The following is a 21,371-nucleotide window of genomic DNA, read 5'->3' on the forward strand; positions in this document are numbered from 1 at the left end:
TGCTAAGTGCTAACCACAACCGTAGTCGAAGACTTCTGCGGGCGTCGTTAGAGGATGAGAGCGGCCGTCCAGCCCGCCACCAGCAGCGGGATGTTGAAGTGGAGGAAGGTTGGGATGACCGAATCCCGAATGTGGTCGTGCTGGCCGTCGGCGTTCAGACCCGCGGTCGGGCCGAGCGTCGAGTCGGAGGCCGGGGAGCCGGCGTCGCCCAGCGCGCCGGCCGTGCCGATGATGGCAACGGTCGCGGCGGGGCTGAAGCCCAGTGACACGCACAGCGGGACGTAGATAACGGAGATGATGGGCAAGGTGGAGAAGGAGGAACCGATGCCCAGGGTGACCACCAGGCCCACCAGGAGCATGCCGCCGGCGGCCCAGAACTGGTGCTCGCCGAAGATCTCGGCAGTGGCGTCGACCAAGGTCTCGACCTCGCCCGTCGCGGTCATGACCGAGGCAAAGCCCTGGGCGGTAATCATGATGAAGCCAATCAGCGCCATCATCTTCATGCCCTGGGAGAACACGTCATCGGCCTGGCGCCAGTCGACGGTACCCGAAATGAGCAGGATGCCCAGGCCGATCAGCGAGCCGACCAGCAGGCCGTCGGCCTCGAAGTCGAGCGCCTGCATGATGACCTGGACCGCGAAGGTCGCGATGATCGCGATGACGGAGATGGTCACCCGGTAGGGCGAGATTTCCTGAGAGTCCGGGGCGTCGTCCGAAATCGGGGTATCGGCGTAGTCGCGCGGCTTGCGGTAGGTAAAGAAGATGGCGATGAGCAGGCCGACCAGCATGCCCACGGCCGGAATGGCCATGATGGACATGATGGACAGGTCGCTGGTGTCCAAGCCGGCCTCGGAGATATTGAACAGCAGGATGTCGTTGAGGTAGATGGACCCGAAGCCCACCGGTACGAAGAAATAGGTGGTCACCAGGCCGAAGGTCAGGCAGCAGGTGATCAGGCGGCGGTCGAGGCGCAGCTTGTTCATGACGGTCAGCAGCGGCGGGACCAAAAGCGGGATGAAGGCGATGTGGACCGGGATGAGGTTCTGGCTCATCACGGCCATGGCGATAAGCCCCAGCACCAGGATCCACTTGGTGGTGGCCACGGCGGCCTTGTTGAGCTCGCCGTCTTGGTTGCCCAGGCGCTTGACCAGGAAGTTGGCCAGCAGGTGGGGGAGCCCGGCCGAGGCCACGCCCATGGCGAAGGCGCCCAGCAGGGCGTAGCTTAGGGCGATCTTGGCGCCGCCGCCGAGGCCGTCCTGGAAGGCGAGCATGGTGCCGTCCAGCCCCATGCCGGCCAGGAGCCCGCCGGTGAGGGCGCCGAGGAAGAGCGCAACGACCACATGAACTCGCAGGAGCGCGAGGACGAGCATGACGATGACGGCTATTAAGACGGCGTTCATGCGTATAGATTACTGTACGGATTGCCCAAAACGGGCGCGGGGGTAGGGACGATTATCCCAGGCGGCCGCGGCCCATGCGCAGCAGCGCTGAGGCGATGGCGGGGCCTTCTTCGCCCAGCTCGTCGCGGAACTGGTTGAGGATGGCGATCTCCCGCGTGTGCACCAGTCGGGTGCCGCCAGACCCCATGCGGGTCCGGCCGATGGCTTGGGAAACCGCGGTGCGGTGCTTGATAGCCTCCAGGATGATCTGGTCCATCCGGTTGATCTCTTCCCGGTATTTTTGGATTTCCTGATCCGAGAGGGGATCGTCCGTGCCCGAGGGCGTCCGGACCTCAAGGTTGGCGAGCTCGTTGTGTACCGCGTCTGACATAACCCAATTGTGCCACCTGGGCAGCCAAAAAGTAACTCCGCTCGGCTGTGTGTCGGGGCCGGCTAGTAGGTTGGTAGTCATCATGAATGATTCCTCGCCATTTTCCCAGCCCGCAGACCGCAACCCCTTCGGCCGGCCCGCCGCGCCCGCGGCCGCGTCCCAGCCCGGCCAAGCCCCGCAGCCTGACGTAGGCCCGCTCGTCGAGGGGCTGAACCCGCAGCAGGCCGCGGCGGTGACCCACACCGGCTCGCCGCTGCTTATCGTCGCGGGCGCCGGTTCCGGAAAGACCGCGGTGCTGACCCGCCGGATCGCCTTCCTGATGCGCTCGCGGAACGTGGCGCCCTGGGAGATTTTGGCTATTACCTTTACTAACAAGGCCGCCGCGGAGATGAAAGAGCGCGTCGGCCAGCTGGTCGGCCCCGTCGCGGAGCGGATGTGGGTGGCCACCTTCCACTCCATCTGCGTGCGGATCCTGCGCGCCCAGGCGCAGCTGGTGCCGGGGTTGAATACCAACTTCACCATCTACGACGGGGATGATTCCCGCCGCCTTTTGTCCATGATTGCCAAGGACCAGCAGCTGGATATTAAGAAGTTCACCCCGCGAGTCCTGGCCAACCAGATCTCGAATTACAAGAACGAGCTCATCGGCCCGCAGCGGGCCGCGGAGGAGGCCGCGGCCACCAAGAACCCGTTCGACACGACCGTCGTCGGGGTCTACGCGGAATACCAGCGCCGCCTGCGCGCGGCCAACGCGGTCGACTTCGATGATCTCATCGGAGAGGTCGTCCGGATTTTTCAGCAGCACCCGCAGGTGGTGCAGTTCTACCGCCGCCGCTTCCGCCACGTGCTCATTGATGAGTACCAGGACACCAACCACGCCCAGTACGCGCTCGTCGCCGCGCTGGTCGGCCAGGGCAACGGCGCCGCCACGGACAACGGGCAGGGGAGCCCGGACCAGGCGGTCCCAGCGCCGGAGCTGTGCGTGGTCGGTGACTCGGATCAGTCCATCTACGCCTTCCGTGGCGCCACCATCCGCAATATCCAGGAATTCGAGCGGGACTACCCGCAGGCCCGGACAATCCTGCTGGAACAAAACTACCGGTCGACGCAGACCATCCTGAACGCGGCGAACGCGGTCATCGCCAAGAACGAAAACCGGAGGGAGAAAAACCTGTGGACTGCCCACGGCCAGGGCGAGAAGATCATTGGCTACGTCGCGGACAATGAGCACGACGAGGCCCGCTTCATCGCCGCGGAGATCGACAAGCTGGTCGACGGCGGATGCAACCTCAACGACATCGCCATCATGTACCGCACCAACAACGCCTCCCGGGCGCTGGAGGATATCTTCATCCGCTCCGGGATCGCCTACCGCGTGGTGGGCGGCACACGCTTCTACGAGCGCAAGGAAATCCGCGACGTCGTGGCCTACCTGCGGATCTTGGACAACCCGGACGACACGGTGAGCCTGCGGCGCATCATCAACGTGCCCAAGCGCGCCATCGGGGACAAGGCCCAGGCCCAGATCGCGCTGCACGCGGAGAACCTCGGGGTCAGCTTCGGCAAGGCCCTGCTCGACGGGGCAGCCGGTAAGGTAAACGGCCTGGGCACCCGCGCGGTCAACGCCGTGAGCAAGTTCACGGAGATGATGGACGGCATCCAGGCCCAGCTGCCGGGTATGACCAACCAGGTCACCGGGCAGCCGGACCTGGGCGAGCTAATCTCCCTGCTGCTTGATGCCACGGGCTACCGGGCCGAGCTGGAAAACTCCAACGACCCGCAGGACGGCGCGCGCCTGGACAACCTCAACGAGCTGGTATCCGTGGCGCGGGAGTTCTCCTCTGAGGCGGCCAACCAGATGGCCTTCGACGGCTCCGATGCCGCGCCGGGGGCCGACCCGGCCGACGACGGGCAGGCAGCGCCGGGCTCCCTGCAGGCGTTTTTGGAAAAGGTCTCCCTGGTTGCTGACGCCGATCAGATCCCGGATGAAGACTCCGGCGTGGTAACGCTGATGACCCTGCACACGGCGAAGGGCCTGGAGTTTCCGGTGGTCTTCCTTACCGGCTGGGAGGACGGCCAGTTCCCGCACATGCGCTCGCTGGGGGACCCGAAGGAGCTGAGCGAAGAACGCCGGCTGGCGTATGTGGGCATTACCCGCGCGCGGGCGCAGCTCTACGTCACCCGCGCTATCATTCGTTCCTCCTGGGGCAACCCGATGACCAACCCCGCCAGTCGCTTCCTCGCCGAGATCCCAGAGGATCTTATCGACTGGCGGCGGGAGGAAAACGATAGCTCCCTCAACTCCGCGTGGGGTGATGATAGCTATCAGTACGGGCGCAACTTCGGGTCGTCCTGGTCCGGCTGGTCGCGCAGGTCCGGCTCCGCTGCGTCTTCCCCATCGCAACGGAAAAAGCCGGCGGCTGCTACGTCCATGCCGAAGAACAAGAATCTCAACCTGGCCGTGGGGGACCGTGTCAACCACGCCAAGTATGGCCTGGGAACGGTCATTAGCTCCGACGGTTCGGGTGCGCGGGCGACCGTCACTGTGGATTTCGGCTCTGCTGGGAAAGTCCGCCTGATGTTGACTGGCGGACTTCCCATGGAAAAGCTCTAGACGGAAATGCCGCGCTCTGCGAACCAGGTAACTGGGTCCACGGGGCCGCCACCGCCGGGGTGGACCTCGAAGTGCAGGTGCGGGCCGGTGGACACACCTTCGTTGCCGATGGAGGCGATCTGCTGGCCGGCGGTGACGCGCTCGCCGACGCCCACCAGCAGGGAGCTGGCGGCCATGTGGCCGTAGACGCTCACGGTGCCGTCGTCGTGCTGGATGCGGATCCAGTTGCCGAAGCCCTGCGCCGGACCGGAGGAAATCACGGTGCCGTCCATCACGGCGTAGATCGGGGTACCTACCGGGTTGGCAATGTCGATGCCGTTGTGCATCGCGCCCCAGCGGGAGCCGAAACCAGACGTCAGGGTGCCGGTGGTCGGGAACACGACGGTGTTGCCGTTGGCGTCCTGGGAGTGGGTGGCGCGCAGGCCGGAGTGTTCGCCCTCGGGCGCGAAGGCGTCCTCAAGTCCCGGTACGGCAGTCGGGTCGAGGACGATGTTGAGCCCTGCCTCGGTCTGGTTGACGGACGGGGTGATCGTGCCGTTGAACAACTGGGTAGTGGATTTAGCGAGGCCGAAGAGAGCATCGGTGAGGGCGTCGTGGTTGACGTCGCTGACGGTCGGCTCGGAGGAACCGTCCGACACGTTCACCGTCGCCGCGGGGGCGGCGCTGGCGGCCGTGGCACCAAGCGTGGCGGCCAAGCCGGTGGCCAGTGCCAGGGCACCGGCCATAGCGGCCCGGCGGGCGCGATGAGTGCGCTTCATAGACTACGTCCTTTATCAGCGTGAGGGTATGTGGTGGCGAGCCAGTCGGCGGGCAGTACCGCGAGGGGCACGCTCCAGCACAGGGACCGGCGCGGCCGCCGAAAGGCAACGAACTAAAAGTTAGCCCGGTTGGCGGGGGAGCGCAACGCTAAAAAGAGCAGGTAGAAGGCCACGTTTGTTCGAAAACAGTCGAACATGCCAGCGTGTTACGCGTGTTGTAATTGGGGCTAAAGGTACAAATGTTTTTAATGTCGCGAACGCGGGGGTGGCGCCTGGGGGTAGCGAAAAGCCCCTTGCTGCGCGGTGCAGCGAGGGGCTTTGAGGTTGGAAAGAAGCTGGCGACTTTTAGGAGATGGTGATGCCGTGCTCAGCGAACCACGGGATCGGGTCGACCGGGGTGTTGCCGTCCGGGTGGATCTCGAAGTGCAGGTGGGAACCGGTGGAGAAGCCGCGGGAGCCCATGCCGGCGATCTTCTGGCCGGCGTGGACCTGGTCGCCGACGGCGACGTCGAGGGTCTCCATGTGGCCGTAGACGGCGATGGAGCCGTCCTCGTGCTTGATGCGGATCCAGTTGCCGAAGCCGGAGGCTGGGCCGGAGTCGATGACGGTGCCGTCCATGGCGGAGACAATCGGGGTGCCGATGGCGTTAGCCAGGTCGATACCGTTGTGCATGGCGCCCCAGCGGGCACCAAAGCCGGAGGTGTAGGCGCCCTCGGCCGGCTTGGCGATGGAGGGGGCGCGGGAGGCAGCGTCCGCGGCGATGCGGGCGTCGGCGGCCTCGATGGCCTTGTTGAGCTGCTCCGAGAGGTTGTCGACCGGCTTGGACTCGGCGATGGCCAGGATCTGCGGGGCGGCGTTTTCCACGGCGGCTGCGCCGTTTTCGGCCAGCTTGTTGGAGTCCGTGGTCAGGTCGTAGTCGACGCTTTGCGCCTTGGTCTCGTGATCGGCGTTAGCCTGCATCTGAGCAGCTGCGGCGCCGCCAACACCCGCAGTAGAGGCCGCACCGGCAGCCACGGTTACTAGGGCGATACGGCCCTTGGCAGTTTGCGAGGTAGTGGTCTTGCGGTGGCGTCCCACACCAGCCCGCTGGGTCTTGCTTCGCATTAAACTTCTTCCCGTACTTGTCTTAAATCGTGTAACGCTGCTTCCGCGTTACTTAATCTCGCTCAAGGTTACACGATTGTGACCTTCTTGTTACCAACGTCTGGTAACAATAGCGGTTCGCACAGGGTCAAGCAAGCTAAATCGATGTTATAAAACCGCTGTAAGGGGGTTTGCACACGTCAATGCAGGAAACTTTTAAGTCACACTGCCGAGGGTGTGCGTCGCGCATTGACGACTCCCGTCCCTCCCGTAACACTACCGGAGCCGCTCGGCGGGCCGATAACGGGGGCGGAAGTTTGTTTCGGTGGGCCATTGCGGGCAAGAACTAAGAGATACTGGAAACCTGAATCTCTAAAGTTCTACGTGAGGGTTAATACAGTATATATAGGAACCCTCGCTGCGCCCTGCCGCCGGTGCCCCGTCGGGGCAGGGGATTCGCCGCCGGTGGGCCGTGCCAACCCGAAACCGCGCCGGTGGCGTGGCAAGGTAGAGGCGATGAATAAGAACACCAGCCCCCACTCGCGGTCGTCGTCGGGTCCGCGCAGCCAGGCCCGCGGACGCACCAGCCCCTCCAGTGCCGCCCAGCCGGCTGCCCGCGTGGCCTCCCGCGCTGGTGCGCAAGCTCGGTCCCGCACCGCGCCGAAGGCGACGGGCACCAAGGCTCGCCTCATCCGCATGCTGCTGACCGTCGGCGTGCCGAACCTGGCCGTCATCGGCACCATCGTGGTTATCGCGCTGGCCTCGGTCCTGCTTTCCAGCGCGCCGTTGGCCTGGCTGCCCTCGATCATCGGTGAGGCCTGGATGGTGCTCAACCTCGTGCCGGTGCACGCCGGGGGAAACACCATCTCCGTGCTGCCCTTCCTGCCCACCATCGGCCTGGTGTGGTTGCTGGCCGGGCGCATCCACCGCGCGGTCAAGTACAAGGTCAGCGTCAACGACTTGTTGCTGCTGCTGGCCTGTGCTGTGGGCGTGCCGGTCCTGATAACGCTCGTGGCCTGGTTCATGCTCTGGGACGCTGGCAAGGTCTACGATCTTGCCGCCCCGAACCTGGCCGTCGCCGTGCTGCGCGTCGCGGTCATCCACCTGGTCGCGCTGGCGCTGGGCATGGGCCCGCGCCTGTGGACCGCACTGCTGAAGCGCTACGGCCTGCCGGTCACGGTGGTGGCTAGCGCCCAGGTCGCCTTCCGCTTTATTGGCGCGCTGCTCGTGGCCGGCCTGGCCCTGCTGCTGGTCGTCGGTCTGTTCGGCTGGCAGCGCCAGGGCGAAATCTTAAGCTCCTACCCGGACCTGCCCGCGGCGGGCGCGGCTGTCCTCTACGGCCTGAGCCTGCTCTACCTGCCCAACGCCGCGCTGGTGGCCGGGGCGAACCTGCTGGGGGCGGAGTTTCACATGGGGCAGGCGAGCGTCTCACTGTTTAGCATCCACCTGGTGCCGCTGCCGCCGCTGCCGCTAGTGGGCGTTATCCCGGGCAGCGCGCCCGCCTGGGCGTTGATCCTGCTGGTCCTGGCCGGCGCGGCCGCCGCCTGGGCTTGGCGGGGCAAGAACCCCAGCCCGCGCACCGCGGTGGAGGTCTCCGTGCTGGCCGGCCTCAGCGTGGCGCTGCTCGCTGCGTTTACCACCGGCGAGGTTGGCGTCTACGACGCGACCGGCATCATGGTCGCCATGGCCGGCGCCCTGGCCGTCGTCTGGGTCCTGGTCATCGGCCTGGCCGCCTGGGGCATTAGCCTGTGGCAGAACCGCCGAGCCAAAGTATTGGCCGCCGCGCCCGCTGCCGCTCCGGCTGCCGCTGCCGCCTCCCCGAGCGCGGATGAGACACGCGCCCGTGAAGCGGACGCCGCCGAGATGGAGTCCGGCGAAGAGGCCCCTGCCGGGGCGGATAGCGCGGACAGCGCGGAAGAAGCTGGCTTAGGCGCGGACACCGCTGCCGACGCAGACGTTGCTGCCGATGTAGAGGTTGTGGATCCTGACGACGCCGACGACGCTGAAGCCGTGAACGCCGACGCGGAAGACGCGGCGCAGTCCGAACCGGATGACGCTCCGGAGATCATCGACGCCGAGGAGGTTGCGGCCGAAGAGGCCGCTACCGGCGAGGAGGCCGACGCCACCGCGGGGGCGGGCGGGGACGCCGGGCAGGCGGAGCAGCCGGCTGCCTCGACCGGGGTAGAAGCCGCCGAAGGTAGTGCCGATAAAGGACTGGACGAGGCTGCTGATCCGGCCGATGGGGTGGCGCGTGGGGGAAGCCAAAAGGACTGAAAGTTCCGCGGTCCTACCCTTTGGGGCTAGTCTGTTAGGCGTGACTTCACCCGCAGATGCTTCTGTTGATTTCATTGACTCCGACAATCAGGCCCAGCCGGCGGGCGTGACTGACGCCGCGGCATCGGGGCCCCTGCGCGTCGTCGTGCTGGTCTCCGGCACCGGCTCACTTCTCCAAGCGATTCTGGACTCGCAGGACGAGTCCTACCGCGTGGACAAGGTCGTCTCCGACAAGCCCTGCCAGGGCGTGGAACGCGCGGAAGCAGCCGGCATCGTCAGCGAGGTCGTGCCGCTGGGGCAGGACCGAGACTCCTGGAACCGGGCGCTTGCCACCGCAGTGGGCCAGCCTGACGTGGTGGTCTCCGCCGGGTTCATGAAGATTCTGGGGAAGGACTTCCTCGACCAGTTCGCCGGCCGCATTATTAATACGCATCCCGCACTCTTGCCCGCCTTCCCAGGCGCGCACGGTGTCAGGGATGCGTTGGCGTATGGGGTGAAAGTCACCGGCTCCACCGTTCACTACGTTGATGCTGGCGTGGATACCGGCCAGATCATCGCCCAGGAGCCCGTGCGGGTGCTGGCCGATGATGACGAGGCCAGCCTCCACGAGAGGATCAAGGTCGTGGAACGGCAGCTGATTGTCCGCGTGCTGCGCGCTGCGGTGCGCGGCGCGGACGCCGCCGCGGGCGGCATAACCTTTGATTGCTAAATTTTGGTGTCTATTTTTCTGTCAGGAAGGCAAGACAAATCCATGAGCGACGAACGCAAGCCCATCAAACGCGCGCTGATTAGCGTCTACGACAAGACCGGGCTGGAAGACCTGGCTCGCGCCCTAGCCGACGCCGGCGTGGAGATTGTCTCCACCGGCTCCACCGCCAGCCGGATCGCCGACCTGGGCATCGACGTGACCCCGGTCGAGAAGCTGACCGGCTTCCCGGAGTGCCTGGAAGGCCGCGTGAAGACGCTGCACCCGCGCGTGCACGCCGGCATCCTGGCCGACACCCGCAAGGAAGACCACCTCGCCCAGATCAAGGACCTAGACATCGAGCCCTTCCAGCTGGTCGTGGTGAACCTGTACCCGTTCGCGGAGACGGTGGCCTCCGGCGCGGATTACGATGCCTGCGTGGAAAAGATCGACATCGGCGGGCCGTCCATGGTGCGCGCCGCGGGGAAGAACCACGCCTCGGTCGCCGTCGTGGTCAACCCGAACCGCTATGACTCCGTCATCGACGCGCTGTCCAACGGCGGCTTCGACCAGCAGGAGCGCTTCCAGCTCGCCGCCGAGGCCTTTTCCCACACCGCCCAGTACGACGCGGACGTTGCCGGCTGGTTCCGCACCCAGGGCGCGGACGCGGATTCCGGCACGACCGCCCTGCGCTACGGCGAGAACCAGCACCAGGCCGCCCGCGTGGTGCGTAACCGCGACGGTAAGGGCCTGGCCAACGCCGAGCAGCTCGGCGGCAAGGAGATGAGCTACAACAACTACCAGGACGCCAACGCCGCCTGGCGCGCCGCCTGGGATCACGAGCGCCCGTGCGTGGCCATCATCAAGCACGCCAACCCCTGCGGCATTGGCGCCGACGACGAGAACATCGCCGCCGCGCACAAGGCCGCCCACGCCTGCGACCCGATGTCCGCCTACGGTGGGGTCATCGCCGCCAACCGCGAGGTCACCCTGGAAATGGCCGAGCAGATCAAGCCGGTCTTCACCGAGGTCGTCATCGCCCCCAGCTACGCTGACGATGCCCTGGAGCTGCTGCAGACTAAGAAGAACCTGCGCATTCTGCGCGCCGAGCGCGACGAGGCCGCCGAGGAGGAGCGCCCGATCTCCGGCGGCGTGCTGGTCCAGGACGTCGACGCCTACCAGGCTGAGGGCGACCAGGCGGAGAACTGGACCCTGGCCGCCGGCGAGGAGCTCGACTCCGAGGCCCTGTCCCAGCTGGAATTCGCCTGGCGCAGCGTCCGCGCGGTCAAGTCCAACGCCATTCTTTTGGCCCGCGACAACGCCACCGTCGGCGTGGGCATGGGCCAGGTCAACCGCGTGGACTCGGCCAAGCTGGCCGTCGAGCGCGCCAACACCCTGGGCGAGGACGGCGAGGAGCGCGCCCGCGGTTCCTTTGCCGCCTCCGACGCCTTCTTCCCGTTCGCTGACGGCCTGCAGGTGCTCATCGATGCCGGCGTGACCGCCGTCGTCCAGCCGGGCGGCTCCATCCGCGACGAGGAAGTCATCGCCGCCGCCCAGGAGGCCGGCGTGACGATGTACCTCACCGGCACCCGCCACTTCGCCCACTAGAGCGGCCCGTGTAATTCCCTGAGCGGGCCCGCCTGCGGCCGTTTGTGTGTACAGGCCGGGCCTGCGGGCTAGGTACGTGTTAGATTTACTAATCGCAGACCTAGACAAGGGAGAAACATGGCGCACACGCACGGCGCGGGACGCGGCTCGGGGCATGACCCCCAGGAGCCGGTCACCGCGGAGCTACCGGTGGTCAGCGAGGGTGAGGAGCCGCGCCGCGCCCCGGGACAGGGCGCGCTCATCGGGGCCTTTGGAATACTCGCGGCCATCGTCGTGATCGCTGTCATCGCCGCGCTCAGTCTCCAGCGCGGGTGGCTTGGCATGTCGTCTACCGACGAGGACGAGCCCGCCCCAGCACCCGCCTCCAGCTCGTCCAGCCAGGCTGACACCTCTGAGGCGTCTTCGGAAACGAGCAGCTCTAGCGCCGCCTCTACCGCCGCGGAGTCGAGTTCGTCTTCTGCTTCGCCTTCGGCTGCGTCCTCCGAGTCGTCCACGGCGGCAACTACGCCGTCTTCTGAGCGGTCCTCTGGGCGCTCATCGGGGTCCCGCTCCAGCGACCGGGCGGCCGCGGCCGCGCCGACGACGCGCGCTAGCGAGCCCACCCCGGAGGCTCGGCCGCCGCGGTATACCTCCGCCGCACCCGGCAGCAACCAGACCTCCGCTGCCTTCGCGGACTCGGTCTATTCCGCTTTCACCTCTGCCTATAGTCAGTCCGGCAACCCGAACACGCCTGTGGAGGCCTACAGCCCGGTCACGGGGCAGTGGTACAAGATGCAGTGCACCGGCGCCGCCAACGCGGTGACCTGCCGCGGCGGTGACGGCGCGGTGGTGTATATCTCGTGAGCAAGTACTGGGCCGCCACCGTTTGCGGGCTCGCCGCCAGCGCCCTGCTGGTCGCCTGCAGCAGGGGCGGCTGGGTAGAGGAGTCGAAGCCGCCGGCGCGCAGCACCAACGCGTCGCGCGCCGGGGCTTTCCCCGCCAGCATCGACCAGAAGGCGTTGAAGCGTGCGGTAGCCGTTGCAACCGAGAAATTCGGCGGCGACGTCGGCGTCGCGGTGGCCACCCCTGACGAGCTTATGAGCGCCGGCACCACCACGGGGTTTGCGGCCTGGTCGACGGCGAAGGTGCCGATTGCCATTGCCGCCTGCCAGGCCGGCACCGCGGACCCTGACCTCGTCGAGGCTGCCATCACTTATTCCGACAACGACTCTGCGCAGGCGCTCTGGGTGAGCCTGGGGGCCGCCGAGACAGCCGTGGAACAGACCCAAGCGGTACTGCGCGAGGGCGGCGACACCGTCACCGAGGTCCAAGGCAAGATGACCCGAGACGGGTTTACCCCCTTCGGCCAGACCGAGTGGGGGCTCAAGGAGCAGGCCACCTTCGCCGCGCAACTGCCGGAGGTCGATGACGCGGACTCGGTCATCGAGGCCATGCGGACCCCGGACCCCCTGCAGGATTACGGGCTGCGGGCCATCCCGGGCGCGGCCATCAAGGGCGGCTGGGGGCCGGATGATGACGACTTCTACAGCGTCGTGCAGCTCGGTCACGTGAAGTTGGACGGCAAGGAGATAGGCATGGCGGTATTCTCCCGCCCCGAAGACGGCACCTATGAGGCCGCCCAGGAGCAGCTCGACTACCTGGTCTACCTGCTGACCGGGGAGAAGACCGACAAGGCGGCCTAGACTCCTCCCGGGTGCAGGACGTATAAGGCTTAAGGCCTAGTCTGTAGGGAGGAAAGACGAGCTTTAAGGAGGCCCACACGGCATGACGCAGCACTATAACCTCTACGAGAGCCTGGGCCTTAACCCGGGCGAGTCCTCGGACCAGCTTAATGCCGAGCTCACTGCCGCGCTGCAAGCTCTCGAGGACCAAGGCGCCGGGATGTCCGATCCGCGCTTTCACGAGACTGCCACCGCCCGGGCCATCCTGGGCGAGGAGCGCCGGCGCGCCCAGTATGATGCCCGGCTAACCGATAGCGCGGCCCGCCCGATGAGCATCGGTGACCTCATCCACCTGGCCGAGCGCGGTCAATTCCCGGACGCCCCGGAGGAGAAGGCGCGGTATCAGACCCTGTCCATCGTAACCCGCCGGGTCGCCGAGGTTGAGCCCACCGGGGCGCCGCTGGCGCGCATCCGTGCGGCTCCGGGACTGGTCAAGACCGTGCTGGCCATTGCGGCCGTCATGCCGGCGGTGCTGCTGGTTGGCTTCGTGTGCATGGCAGTCATCTTCGCCGTCGACAGCGCCGGCAGCACCGTCTATAGCCACGCCGGGGTCGTCGACGAGTTCGCGGCGCTGCTGGACACGTCCTTCAACAGCCTCTACCTGCTGGTGCTGGCCGTCTTCGTCCTGGTGAACAACCTCTGGGCCGGGCGCGTGCTCCACGACGTGCTGTATCCCGCCCGCGGCGGCCAGAACGTACTGCTGGGGGTGGAAACCCTCGGCTTTGCGGTGGTGGAGCTTTTCGTGATGGTCGGCTTCGGCGCCGCGGACTGGGTCATGTTCACGCTGCCGTTTGTCGCCCATATCGCCGTCGGTGCCCTGCTGTTTAGCGGGGCCGTGGGACGCTGGTGCAAGGGCGAGATCCAGACCCGCGAAGTGGTCGAGGGGCCGCGGGATTAGCGCTTCTTTTTCTTCTTCCGCCGGTCGGCCGCAGCGGCGGCAGCCGCGGAGATGGAGTCCGAGCGGGACTCGAGCAGCTTCAGGGTGGCCGCGACGCGGTCATCGGGAAGTTCGGCGCCGAGGACGGCCAAGGAGGCATCGGCAAGCATGACGGCGGTCTCCGGCACGGTCTGATCGGAGGCCGCGAACGGGGGAGTGCCGTCGTTGCCGCGCATCTCAATAACCGACAGCGCGATGTGGAACGGCAAGGTGATGCGCAGGTCCTGCTCGCCGACCAACGCCGCGGCGAAGGTCTGGAAATGGTGCTCTAGCCGCGCGCGGGACTGGTGATACTCAGCGAATTCCTCCGAGTTCGCCACCGGCAGCTGGTAGAGCCGGCCGACGTTCCAGCCGCTGGTCAAAAGCAGGCGGGACTCCGCGGCCACCAGCGCCCACAGGCGCAGCTCCGGGGTGGTCTCCAGCTGAGCGAGATCATCGGCCAGGTCGAGGGAGGGTTCGATGGTCGAGTTCAGCAGCGTCAGAAAGATCTCGGTCTTCGACGGGAAATGGTAGTAGAGCGAGGCCTGCCGGATACCGACGGCTTCGGCGATCTGGTGGGTCGAGGTCGTGGCGAAGCCCTGGGTGGTAAACAGCTCGGAGGAGGCGTCCAGGATCTCTTCGCGCGCGGTGCTACCCCGACGTCGCGGAGAATTCTTCCGCGGCCTGCCAACTGCACCAGCCATAGACCTAAAACACCTTCCCTTTCGCCTGAGAGTCGGAAATCAACGAACCGAAGAACATATCAACCTTATATCTTAAAGGCCATCGCGCTAGGACGCGCGGGCGGCAATACCCTGTAATGTTGCCGACACCGTCCGGCACGCCGAGCCGTAGGCCGTGCGGTCCAACGGCGGTAGGTCCGCCAAGCGCTGCCGACGGGTGCCCGCGTGGTTGAGCCAGGCCCGCAGGTAGAGCTCCAGGCCCGTGCGCCAGGCCAGCGTCAGGGCCTCGCCCTCGGCGGGGGTCAGCAGCTGCTTCTCCGTGCCGATGGCCAGCCGGTCCGCCGTCGGCCGCGGCGCCGGGGCCGCCCAACGGGCCACGGACGCGATGGGCACCAGCAGGAAGCTATGGATGTCCACGGCCGCATCCGGGTCCGGCAGGCCGTTGACCAACTGCAGCGCCGGCGGCTGCGTGCCCAGCGCCTGGCGTAGCAGCGCTGCCGATGCCTCCTCCGGCAACGGCAGGCCCGCATCCGCTCGGTAGATCAGCGCGTCTTCTACGGCACGCGGCTCGATGTCGACCGAGGACAACAGGTCGTCCAAGTTCGCGTTAGCCGGGCCCAGGTAGTCCACGGGCAGGCCCGGCAGGCCGTCGCCGCGGGCGATGGGGCCGGTCAGGCGGACCGGGGAGTCGATCGCGGGGGAGTAGACCACGCCGTGGACCACACGGGAGTACCACGCGGCCAGCTCTTGCGCGTCCGCCCGGTGGTGCAGGGCGTTGCGGGCCAGCTCGTGGGACTCCGCCAGGATGCCGCGCGCGGCGGGCAGGGACTCGCAGCGCCCCGCCTCCTCGGCGAGTTCGACTAGTGACGGGTGCAAGGCCATAAGCAACGCGCCTTTCTTATGCGGGGTGGATGAAATCTGTCTACAGTCTAACGGGTGGTGGGGCGGGGTTGTACTCCGGATACGCCAAACGCCGCCGCGGCTACCCTGCCCGTGAAGGGCGGGGCGCCGGCGACGGCGTTCGGTTTAAGATTCTTTTACCGTGTCACACTTGCCAGCGGCAAAAGTGCGCTGTTGAAACCCTGCTACGTAATTGTTTAGCGGGTGGTGAACGGCAGGAGAGCCATTTCGCGAGCGTTCTTGACCGCGGTAGCAACCTGACGCTGCTGCTGCGGGGTCAGACCGGTGACCCGACGCGAACGAATCTTGTGGCGGTCAGAGATGAACAGACGGAGGGTCTTGGTGTCCTTGTAGTCCACCTTCTCGATGCCCTCTGCCTTCAACGGGTTCTTCTTCGGACGGCGGGTCTGCTCCATCCGGAACTTCTTGTGGTTATTGCGCTTCATTGTTGCAATTCCCCTTTACCAGCTGGACTTACGAACGCCCGGCAGCTCACCGCGGTGAGCCATGCCGCGCATGCGGACACGGGACAGGCCGAACTTGCGGAGGTAACCGCGCGGACGACCATCGTGGGCGTCGCGGTTACGGATGCGGGACTTGGAAGCGTCGCGCGGCTGACGGTTCAGCTCGAACTGTGCCTCCAAACGGTCCTCGTCCGAGGTGTTCGGGTTCTTGATGATTGCCTTGAGCTCAGCGCGACGCTCCGCGTAGCGGGCGACGATTTCCTTGCGCTGCTCGTTCTTAGCGATCTTGGACTTCTTAGCCATTGATTATCGCTCCTCGCGGAATTCGACGTGCTTGCGGGCGATCGGATCGAACTTCTTCAGAGTGATGCGATCCGGGTTGTTGCGCTTGTTCTTACGGGTCACGTAGGTGTAACCAGTGCCCGCGGTGGACTTCAGCTTGATGATCGGGCGAATATCGTTACGTGCCATCTTTAGATCTTCTCCCCACGTGCTCGGATCTTTTCGACGACGGACTCGATGCCGTCGCGGTCGATGATCTTCATGCCCTTGGTAGAGACATTCAGGGTGATGGTACGGCCCTCAGAGGGCAGGTAGTACCGACGACGCTGCACGTTGGGGTTCCAACGGCGCGAGGTGCGGCGGTGCGAGTGCGAGACCTGCTTGCCGAATTGCGGCTTGCGGCCCGTTACCTGGCAAATAGCCGACATGGGTCTTCTTTCTCCTAGCCGCCCACATCTTGGCTAATTAAAACCACGTGATCGAGCGCCTCAAAGGCTTGCTCCGCTCGGAATGTGAGGATGAGCGATTAAAATCACGCCGTTTCATCGCAGTAGACGGGGCGTAAACGTACATTGTGACAACAGCAAGGGAAAACCTTACCTCCTAACGCCCGAATTTCCTAATCGCCTCGTGCGAGCCTTCCTCGGGCTCCCGTTCGCGGCGTGCTCGGGGCTTAGGCGCTCCCGCTATACCTCTATGCCTTCACATTTCTTCATCGAGATCCTTTCTGTCGACGCTTTTGCGTACTCTCTCGCCGCGCGGCTCTTAGCGGCTTCTGTCGCCCGGGGAGTCCTGCTGCATGAGCTAGCTGCACAAGCCTGCTGTACGGCGGTGGTGGGCGGGGTGATTGTGGTTGCTGTGTGGCCTGTTGTTTGGTGTCGGCTGAGATTTGGGAAAAGGGCAGGTCGGCTGTATGATAGTTCGAGTTGCTATCGCGCGGGCTGGCTCCGCCGGTAGCTGTTTGTCCGTTAGAAAACCCAACTCGGGCACGATCCCCGCCGCCTAGGCCTAGTTTTTAGGCTCCGGCGATAGTGGGGAACCGACCCGAAGTTTCAACCCTGAGGGAATTCGCATGAAGAAAGATATCCACCCGGATTACCACCCGGTGGTCTTTCAGGACGCCGGTACCGGTACCCGCTTCCTGACCAAGTCCACCGCCTCCTCCGAGCGCACCGTTGAGTGGGAGGACGGCAACGAGTACCCGCTCATCGTGGTCGACGTTACCGCCGAGTCGCACCCGTTCTGGACCGGTGCTCAGCGCGTGATGGACACCGCCGGCCGTGTCGAGCGCTTCAACCAGCGCTTCGGTGGCATGGCTCGCCGCAAGAAGAAGAACGCGTAAGGAGGGTAGAAGAAAATGGCAACTCCTAAGTTCAAGATGTCCCGCGCGAACACCCGCTCGCGCCGTTCCCAGTGGAAGGCCGACAACGTCGACCTTCAGGAAGTCACCATCGACGGCCAGACCGTGCGCATCCCGCGCCGCCTGGTCAAGGCTGCTAAGCTCGGCCTGGTCGACGTGGAGCAGTTCTAAGAGTTTTTAGGGCGATAAGGCTGGGCCGGTAGTTACCCGACCCCTTGCGCCTCGAGTTACCCTGAATATGGGTAGCCGAGGCGCGTTTCTTATTATCTTACACTCAGCTTTGTGGGGGTGTTGCGTTGTTTCTGCAGCAGAGTGTCTCCCTGTTCGATCCTTAATTGGGCTTTGAACCTTAATAAAACTACTTTTATTTTCTGGGTTTCTGGAAAGACTCATCTTAAGGCATAATTGAGATATGAAAATTCTCGTAGTGGACGACGAACAACCGGTGCGTGAATCGCTTCGCCGTTCGCTGAGCTTTAACGGCTACCAGGTCATCTTGGCCGGAGACGGCGTTGAGGCGGTCGAGACGGTGCACCGGGAATCGCCGGATCTGATGATCCTCGACGTGATGATGCCCAACATGGACGGCCTGGAAGTGTGCCGTTCACTTCGCAGTGAAGGTTGGGAACGTCCCATCCTCATGCTGACCGCCCGGGACGGCGTGGCCGACCGGGTGGCCGGGCTGGACGCCGGCGCCGACGACTACCTGCCCAAGCCCTTCGCGCTGGAGGAGCTTTTGGCCCGCGTGCGCTCGCTGGCGCGGCGCGCGGCCGCCGAGTCCATCCAGGCCACGCCGGAAAAGGAGTCGAAGCTCGCCTTTGAGGATCTCTACCTCAACGCGGACACGCGCGAGGTCTGGCGCGGCAAGCGCATGATTTCGCTGACCCGCACCGAGTTCGCGCTGCTTCAGCTGCTGCTGGAAAACCCGCGCAAGGTGCTCGCCCGCGACGTGATACTCGAAAGCGTCTGGGGCTATGATTTCCCCACCTCGGGCAACGCGCTGGAGGTCTACATCGGCTACCTGCGCAAAAAGACTGAGGCCGAGGGCGAGCCGCGGCTGATCCACACCGTCCGCGGCGTCGGCTACGTGCTGCGAGAGAACACCCCTTGAGTTCTCGGAAGCCGGTGTCTCCGGCGCGGGCTTCCGCTCCGCCCGACAAATCCTCCGACGAGCCGACCGTCTATACGGGAAGCTCGCGCCCGTGGGGCTCTCGTACCTCCCTGCGCTGGCGACTAGCAATCCTGACCGGGCTTATCGTCGCGGTGACCTCGGCCATCATTTGCGCCGGTTCCTATGGGGTAGTGGCGGCCTGCCTGCGCGCCGCCGACGACGAGGCTCTGGAATTCCACGCCCAGGCCATGCTCGTGCGCACCCAGTCCAACGACGATCCCGACTACCTGCGCAGCGAGATCGAGCACTTCAAGGCCGTGCACCCGCAGGCTACGCTGACGGTCTCCCCGGCGGGCGACAGCCCCGCCTACGGCGACGACCAGGCCCCGCCCGAGAACTCGGTCTCCGCGGAGCAGGCGGGGGACATGCACATGGTCTCTCTGCGCGCTAACGATGGCTCCTGGGTTGTTCTGGCCAATTCCCGCGCCGATACTGAGGGCATTATCGACATCGTGGGCACGGTGTTGGTCGTGGTCTTCGCCATCGGCATCCTGCTGGCCATCGCCGGCGGCGTCTGGGTCTCCCAGACCAGCCTGCACCCCATCCAGCGGCTTAAGCGGGCCATCGACCACGTGGCCAGTACCGGCGAGCTGCGACCCATTTCGGTCGCGGGCACCGACGACATGGCGCAGCTAGCCGTGGCGTTTAACCGCATGCTGGACGTGCTCCAGGAATCGCGCATCAAGCAATCGCAGTTCGTCGCGGACGCCGGGCACGAGCTCAAGACCCCGCTGACCTCCATGCGCACCAACATCGAGCTGCTGATGATGCTCAACAAGTCCAACACCGCGGACAGTCTCAGCGAGCAGGACCACGCCGAGCTGGAGGTCGATGTGCTGGCGCAGATGTCGGAGCTGTCCGAGCTCATCGGGGACCTAGTCGACTTGGCCCGCGAGGACGCCATGGACAAGGGGATGGAGCCGGTCGCTTTGGACAAGGTCGTGGCCTCCTCGCTGAAGCGGGCCCGCCGGCGCCGTCCCGACGTCGAGTTTCAAGTCCAGCTCGAGCCCTGGATGCTGGTGGGTGACCCCTTCGCCCTGGGCCGCGCGGTGCTCAACCTGCTGGACAACGCCGCCAAGTGGTCGCCGGCCGCGGGCACGGTGCGCGTGCGCCTGCAGCGCCTCGAGGAACAGACCGCGCGCCTGCGCATCGACGACTCCGGCGTGGGTATCCCGGAGGCCGAGCGCGAAAAGGTCTTCGAGCGTTTCTACCGCACCGCCGAGGCCCGCAAGATGCCCGGCTCCGGCCTGGGCCTGGCCATCGTGTGTCAGGTCGTCGAGCGGCACAAGGGCACGATTACCATCGGCGACTCCGACGACCACGGCACGCGCATGGAGATCCTTTTCCCGGGCAGCCCTCGGGACACGGACTGCCCGGCTGACGATGCCACGGCCCATTCCGACCAGGCCACCGCCGGGTTGGGTGGCTCCTCGGCCTCGGGGCGGCGCAGGCGCGAGTTCGCCAAGCGTTGGTTCAACCAGCGCTAGCAGCGCCCGCCCCGCTAGCGTTGCTTGCCTTGACCTGCCGCACTAGCCGCAGGCAGCGGGTGCAATCCCGTGCCCAGGGCGGTGGCTGAATTGTGGACTTGTCACTAAGATCGAGAACCATACAGCAACCTGCCAGACACTCTTAAGCTGTTAGCAGTCGAGTGTCAGAGGCACCAAAGGTCAGGGAGGGATACTACGGCCATGAACAACAATAATCCCCATAACGCCGAGCCCACCGGCTCATCGAGCCCCTACGGTCAGCAGGGGCAGCACCAGTCGCAGTCGCAGGGCTGGAACCAGCCGCGCACCTCGGACGCGCAGCCCACGGAGACCACCCGGTCGTGGCAGTCAGCCGAGGCGCAGTGGGGCCAGCCCCAGCCGCACGCGCAGCCGCAGGCCCAGACTCAGCCGCACCCGCAGGCGCAAACTCAGGCCCAGCCGCAAGGCCAGCCCGGGGCGCCTGGCGCCGTCGCCGAGCAGCCCAAGGAGAAGCGCTCCGTGGGCCTGGGCACCGCGCTGGCCATGATGCTGGTCGTCGCCATTGGCGTGGGCGGGGTCACCGGCGCGGTCGTGGGCGGTTCCGACAGCAATGATTCGACCTCCACCGTCAACGAGGTCCTCAACCGGCCCGCGAAGAATGAGTCCGCCCCGGCCCCGGCCGAGGGGTCCATCGAGGAGGTCTCCCAGAAGGTCCTGCCCGCCGTCGTGGCCATCCAAGTGGTCACCCGGGCCGGCGCGGCCGAAGGCTCGGGCTCGATTATCTCCCCGGACGGCTACGTGTTGACCAATCACCACGTCGTCGAGGGAGCGGAGGGCTCGTCGGCCGGCGCCATCCAGGTCACCATGAACGACGGCTCCCGCAAGGACGCGGAGGTCGTGGCCTCCGACGCCAACACCGACGTCGCCGTCATCAAGATCAAGGACGCCGAGAACCTGCCGTACCTGGAGTTCGCGGACTCCGACCAGCTCAACGTCGGCCAGCAGGTCGTGGCCGTGGGCTCCCCGCTGGGGCTGAACGCCACGGTAACCTCCGGCATCGTCTCGGCCGTCAACCGGCCCGTACGCGCCTCCCAAGCCGGCGGCGAGCCCTCGCTTATCGATGCCGTCCAGACCGACGCTGCCGTCAACCCCGGCAACTCGGGCGGCCCGCTGGTGGACATGAACGGCAACATCGTGGGTATGAACTCCGTCATCGCCTCCTTGTCCTCCTCGTCCGGGCAGGAGGCCGGCTCCATCGGCCTGGGCTTTGCCATCCCGTCCAACTTCGCCAAGCGCATGGCGGACCAGCTCATCAACAACGGCGAGGTCAAGCACCCCATGCTGGGCGTGCAGGTCGACGGCCGCAATCTCACCCACGGCGCGCCGGTCGTCAAGGTCGAGGAGGGCAGCCCGGCCGCGGAAGCCGGCATCGAGGCCGGCGACGTCATCACCCGCCTGGGCGATCGCCCCATCGAGGACTCGGATACCCTCATCGCGGCGACCCGCTCCCAGGACTTCGGGGCGACGGTGACCCTGGAAGTAATGAATCCGGACACCGAGGAGACTCGACAGGTAGAGGTAACGCTGTCGAGCGAGTAGATTAAATCGCAAAGCCG

General features: G+C 65.8%; 22 protein-coding genes. 12 read left to right on the forward strand and 10 right to left on the reverse strand.

Translation table 11 applies throughout. The features are described from left to right. Nucleotides 1-47 precede the first annotated feature (47 nt). Entirely contained in the window at nucleotides 48-1,400 is a 1,353-nt protein-coding gene (locus QQS52_RS07795) for a Na+/H+ antiporter family protein (RefSeq protein WP_472773332.1), read from the reverse strand. 52 nt (nucleotides 1,401-1,452) lie between these two features. Further along, nucleotides 1,453-1,770, reverse strand: a complete 318-nt coding sequence (locus QQS52_RS07800; RefSeq protein WP_296204472.1) for a chorismate mutase — start codon at nucleotides 1,768-1,770, stop codon at nucleotides 1,453-1,455. An 82-nt stretch (nucleotides 1,771-1,852) separates the two neighbouring features. Between QQS52_RS07800 and pcrA the strand changes: the two genes are divergently transcribed. Next, nucleotides 1,853-4,384, forward strand: a complete 2,532-nt coding sequence (gene pcrA / locus QQS52_RS07805; RefSeq protein ID WP_472773333.1) for a DNA helicase PcrA — start codon at nucleotides 1,853-1,855, stop codon at nucleotides 4,382-4,384. Here pcrA and QQS52_RS07810 read toward each other — a convergent pair. Next, nucleotides 4,381-5,142 carry a M23 family metallopeptidase gene (locus QQS52_RS07810; RefSeq protein ID WP_472773334.1) on the reverse strand — a complete coding sequence of 254 codons (762 nt, stop codon included), beginning with the start codon at nucleotides 5,140-5,142 and terminating at the stop codon, nucleotides 4,381-4,383. The genes pcrA and QQS52_RS07810 overlap by 4 nt on opposite strands. A 345-nt stretch (nucleotides 5,143-5,487) precedes the next feature. Next, on the reverse strand, nucleotides 5,488-6,246 hold the full coding sequence (locus QQS52_RS07815) for a M23 family metallopeptidase (RefSeq protein ID WP_472773335.1): 759 nt from the start codon (nucleotides 6,244-6,246) through the stop codon (nucleotides 5,488-5,490). 495 nt (nucleotides 6,247-6,741) lie between these two features. On the opposite strand from QQS52_RS07815, the gene QQS52_RS07820 reads away from it, so the two are divergent. From QQS52_RS07820 to QQS52_RS07845, 6 genes are all read left to right on the forward strand, one after another. Continuing rightward, nucleotides 6,742-8,499: a cell division protein PerM gene (locus tag QQS52_RS07820; RefSeq protein WP_472773336.1), complete on the forward strand. Its 1,758-nt coding sequence runs from the start codon at nucleotides 6,742-6,744 to the stop codon at nucleotides 8,497-8,499. Between the two features lie 40 nt (nucleotides 8,500-8,539). Then, on the forward strand, nucleotides 8,540-9,208 hold the full coding sequence (gene purN, locus QQS52_RS07825) for a phosphoribosylglycinamide formyltransferase (protein ID WP_472773337.1): 669 nt from the start codon (nucleotides 8,540-8,542) through the stop codon (nucleotides 9,206-9,208). Between the two features lie 42 nt (nucleotides 9,209-9,250). Further along, nucleotides 9,251-10,792 (forward strand): bifunctional phosphoribosylaminoimidazolecarboxamide formyltransferase/IMP cyclohydrolase, encoded by a 1,542-nt coding sequence (purH, locus tag QQS52_RS07830; RefSeq protein ID WP_472773338.1) that lies wholly within the window; start codon nucleotides 9,251-9,253, stop codon nucleotides 10,790-10,792. Between the two features lie 117 nt (nucleotides 10,793-10,909). Next, entirely contained in the window at nucleotides 10,910-11,635 is a 726-nt protein-coding gene (locus QQS52_RS07835; RefSeq protein WP_472773339.1) for a hypothetical protein, read from the forward strand. Then, nucleotides 11,632-12,474 (forward strand): serine hydrolase, encoded by an 843-nt coding sequence (locus QQS52_RS07840; RefSeq protein ID WP_472773340.1) that lies wholly within the window; start codon nucleotides 11,632-11,634, stop codon nucleotides 12,472-12,474. Before QQS52_RS07835 ends, QQS52_RS07840 begins: the two co-directional genes overlap by 4 nt. Before the next feature lie 82 nt (nucleotides 12,475-12,556). Continuing rightward, nucleotides 12,557-13,411 carry a hypothetical protein gene (locus QQS52_RS07845; protein WP_472773341.1) on the forward strand — a complete coding sequence of 285 codons (855 nt, stop codon included), beginning with the start codon at nucleotides 12,557-12,559 and terminating at the stop codon, nucleotides 13,409-13,411. Here the strand turns inward: QQS52_RS07845 and QQS52_RS07850 are convergent. The 6 genes from QQS52_RS07850 to rpmB form a co-directional block, all read right to left on the reverse strand. Then, nucleotides 13,408-14,133 carry a TetR/AcrR family transcriptional regulator gene (locus QQS52_RS07850; RefSeq protein WP_070767896.1) on the reverse strand — a complete coding sequence of 242 codons (726 nt, stop codon included), beginning with the start codon at nucleotides 14,131-14,133 and terminating at the stop codon, nucleotides 13,408-13,410. The genes QQS52_RS07845 and QQS52_RS07850 overlap by 4 nt on opposite strands. 87 nt (nucleotides 14,134-14,220) lie before the next feature. Further along, on the reverse strand, nucleotides 14,221-14,994 hold the full coding sequence (locus QQS52_RS07855) for a hypothetical protein (protein WP_472773342.1): 774 nt from the start codon (nucleotides 14,992-14,994) through the stop codon (nucleotides 14,221-14,223). Between the two features lie 215 nt (nucleotides 14,995-15,209). Further along, entirely contained in the window at nucleotides 15,210-15,458 is a 249-nt protein-coding gene (gene rpsR, locus QQS52_RS07860; protein ID WP_070767894.1) for a 30S ribosomal protein S18, read from the reverse strand. Between the two features lie 15 nt (nucleotides 15,459-15,473). Further along, nucleotides 15,474-15,779, reverse strand: coding sequence for a 30S ribosomal protein S14 (gene rpsN, locus QQS52_RS07865; protein ID WP_070767893.1), 306 nt, complete (start codon nucleotides 15,777-15,779; stop codon nucleotides 15,474-15,476). A gap of 3 nt (nucleotides 15,780-15,782) precedes the next feature. Then, complete coding sequence (gene rpmG, locus QQS52_RS07870; RefSeq protein ID WP_005279910.1) at nucleotides 15,783-15,947, reverse strand: 50S ribosomal protein L33; 165 nt, start codon at nucleotides 15,945-15,947, stop codon at nucleotides 15,783-15,785. A gap of 2 nt (nucleotides 15,948-15,949) precedes the next feature. Beyond that, entirely contained in the window at nucleotides 15,950-16,186 is a 237-nt protein-coding gene (gene rpmB / locus QQS52_RS07875) for a 50S ribosomal protein L28 (protein WP_472773343.1), read from the reverse strand. 644 nt (nucleotides 16,187-16,830) lie between these two features. Here rpmB and QQS52_RS07880 point away from each other — a divergent pair. From QQS52_RS07880 to QQS52_RS07900, 5 genes are all read left to right on the forward strand, one after another. Then, a complete protein-coding gene (locus tag QQS52_RS07880) occupies nucleotides 16,831-17,100 on the forward strand; it encodes a type B 50S ribosomal protein L31 (RefSeq protein WP_070767891.1) in 270 nt (89 codons plus the stop codon). Between the two features lie 15 nt (nucleotides 17,101-17,115). Then, nucleotides 17,116-17,289 (forward strand): 50S ribosomal protein L32, encoded by a 174-nt coding sequence (rpmF, locus tag QQS52_RS07885; RefSeq protein ID WP_070767890.1) that lies wholly within the window; start codon nucleotides 17,116-17,118, stop codon nucleotides 17,287-17,289. A 241-nt stretch (nucleotides 17,290-17,530) separates the two neighbouring features. After that, nucleotides 17,531-18,229, forward strand: a complete 699-nt coding sequence (locus QQS52_RS07890; protein ID WP_472773344.1) for a response regulator transcription factor — start codon at nucleotides 17,531-17,533, stop codon at nucleotides 18,227-18,229. Continuing rightward, the gene (locus QQS52_RS07895) at nucleotides 18,226-19,776 is read left to right on the forward strand and encodes a sensor histidine kinase (RefSeq protein WP_472773345.1); all 1,551 of its coding nucleotides are present in this window, start codon (nucleotides 18,226-18,228) and stop codon (nucleotides 19,774-19,776) included. The genes QQS52_RS07890 and QQS52_RS07895 overlap by 4 nt, the downstream gene beginning before the upstream one ends. Nucleotides 19,777-19,977: 201 nt before the next feature. After that, nucleotides 19,978-21,354, forward strand: a complete 1,377-nt coding sequence (locus QQS52_RS07900; protein WP_472773346.1) for a S1C family serine protease — start codon at nucleotides 19,978-19,980, stop codon at nucleotides 21,352-21,354. Nucleotides 21,355-21,371 lie beyond the last annotated feature (17 nt).

It is taken from the genome of Corynebacterium sp. 1103A, assembly GCF_055700955.1.

Coding starts and splice junctions, on each gene's coding strand:
- QQS52_RS07890 (WP_472773344.1), top strand. CDS start 17,531: ATGAAAATTCTCGTAGTGGACGACGAACAACCGGTGCGTGAATCGCTT.
- rpmG (WP_005279910.1), bottom strand. CDS start 15,947: ATGGCACGTAACGATATTCGCCCGATCATCAAGCTGAAGTCCACCGCG.
- QQS52_RS07810 (WP_472773334.1), bottom strand. CDS start 5,142: ATGAAGCGCACTCATCGCGCCCGCCGGGCCGCTATGGCCGGTGCCCTG.
- QQS52_RS07815 (WP_472773335.1), bottom strand. CDS start 6,246: ATGCGAAGCAAGACCCAGCGGGCTGGTGTGGGACGCCACCGCAAGACC.
- QQS52_RS07855 (WP_472773342.1), bottom strand. CDS start 14,994: ATGGCCTTGCACCCGTCACTAGTCGAACTCGCCGAGGAGGCGGGGCGC.
- QQS52_RS07820 (WP_472773336.1), top strand. CDS start 6,742: ATGAATAAGAACACCAGCCCCCACTCGCGGTCGTCGTCGGGTCCGCGC.
- QQS52_RS07795 (WP_472773332.1), bottom strand. CDS start 1,400: ATGAACGCCGTCTTAATAGCCGTCATCGTCATGCTCGTCCTCGCGCTC.
- rpmB (WP_472773343.1), bottom strand. CDS start 16,186: ATGTCGGCTATTTGCCAGGTAACGGGCCGCAAGCCGCAATTCGGCAAG.
- QQS52_RS07880 (WP_070767891.1), top strand. CDS start 16,831: ATGAAGAAAGATATCCACCCGGATTACCACCCGGTGGTCTTTCAGGAC.
- pcrA (WP_472773333.1), top strand. CDS start 1,853: ATGAATGATTCCTCGCCATTTTCCCAGCCCGCAGACCGCAACCCCTTC.
- purH (WP_472773338.1), top strand. CDS start 9,251: ATGAGCGACGAACGCAAGCCCATCAAACGCGCGCTGATTAGCGTCTAC.
- QQS52_RS07900 (WP_472773346.1), top strand. CDS start 19,978: ATGAACAACAATAATCCCCATAACGCCGAGCCCACCGGCTCATCGAGC.
- QQS52_RS07800 (WP_296204472.1), bottom strand. CDS start 1,770: ATGTCAGACGCGGTACACAACGAGCTCGCCAACCTTGAGGTCCGGACG.
- rpsR (WP_070767894.1), bottom strand. CDS start 15,458: ATGAAGCGCAATAACCACAAGAAGTTCCGGATGGAGCAGACCCGCCGT.
- QQS52_RS07845 (WP_472773341.1), top strand. CDS start 12,557: ATGACGCAGCACTATAACCTCTACGAGAGCCTGGGCCTTAACCCGGGC.
- QQS52_RS07850 (WP_070767896.1), bottom strand. CDS start 14,133: ATGGCTGGTGCAGTTGGCAGGCCGCGGAAGAATTCTCCGCGACGTCGG.
- rpmF (WP_070767890.1), top strand. CDS start 17,116: ATGGCAACTCCTAAGTTCAAGATGTCCCGCGCGAACACCCGCTCGCGC.
- QQS52_RS07835 (WP_472773339.1), top strand. CDS start 10,910: ATGGCGCACACGCACGGCGCGGGACGCGGCTCGGGGCATGACCCCCAG.
- rpsN (WP_070767893.1), bottom strand. CDS start 15,779: ATGGCTAAGAAGTCCAAGATCGCTAAGAACGAGCAGCGCAAGGAAATC.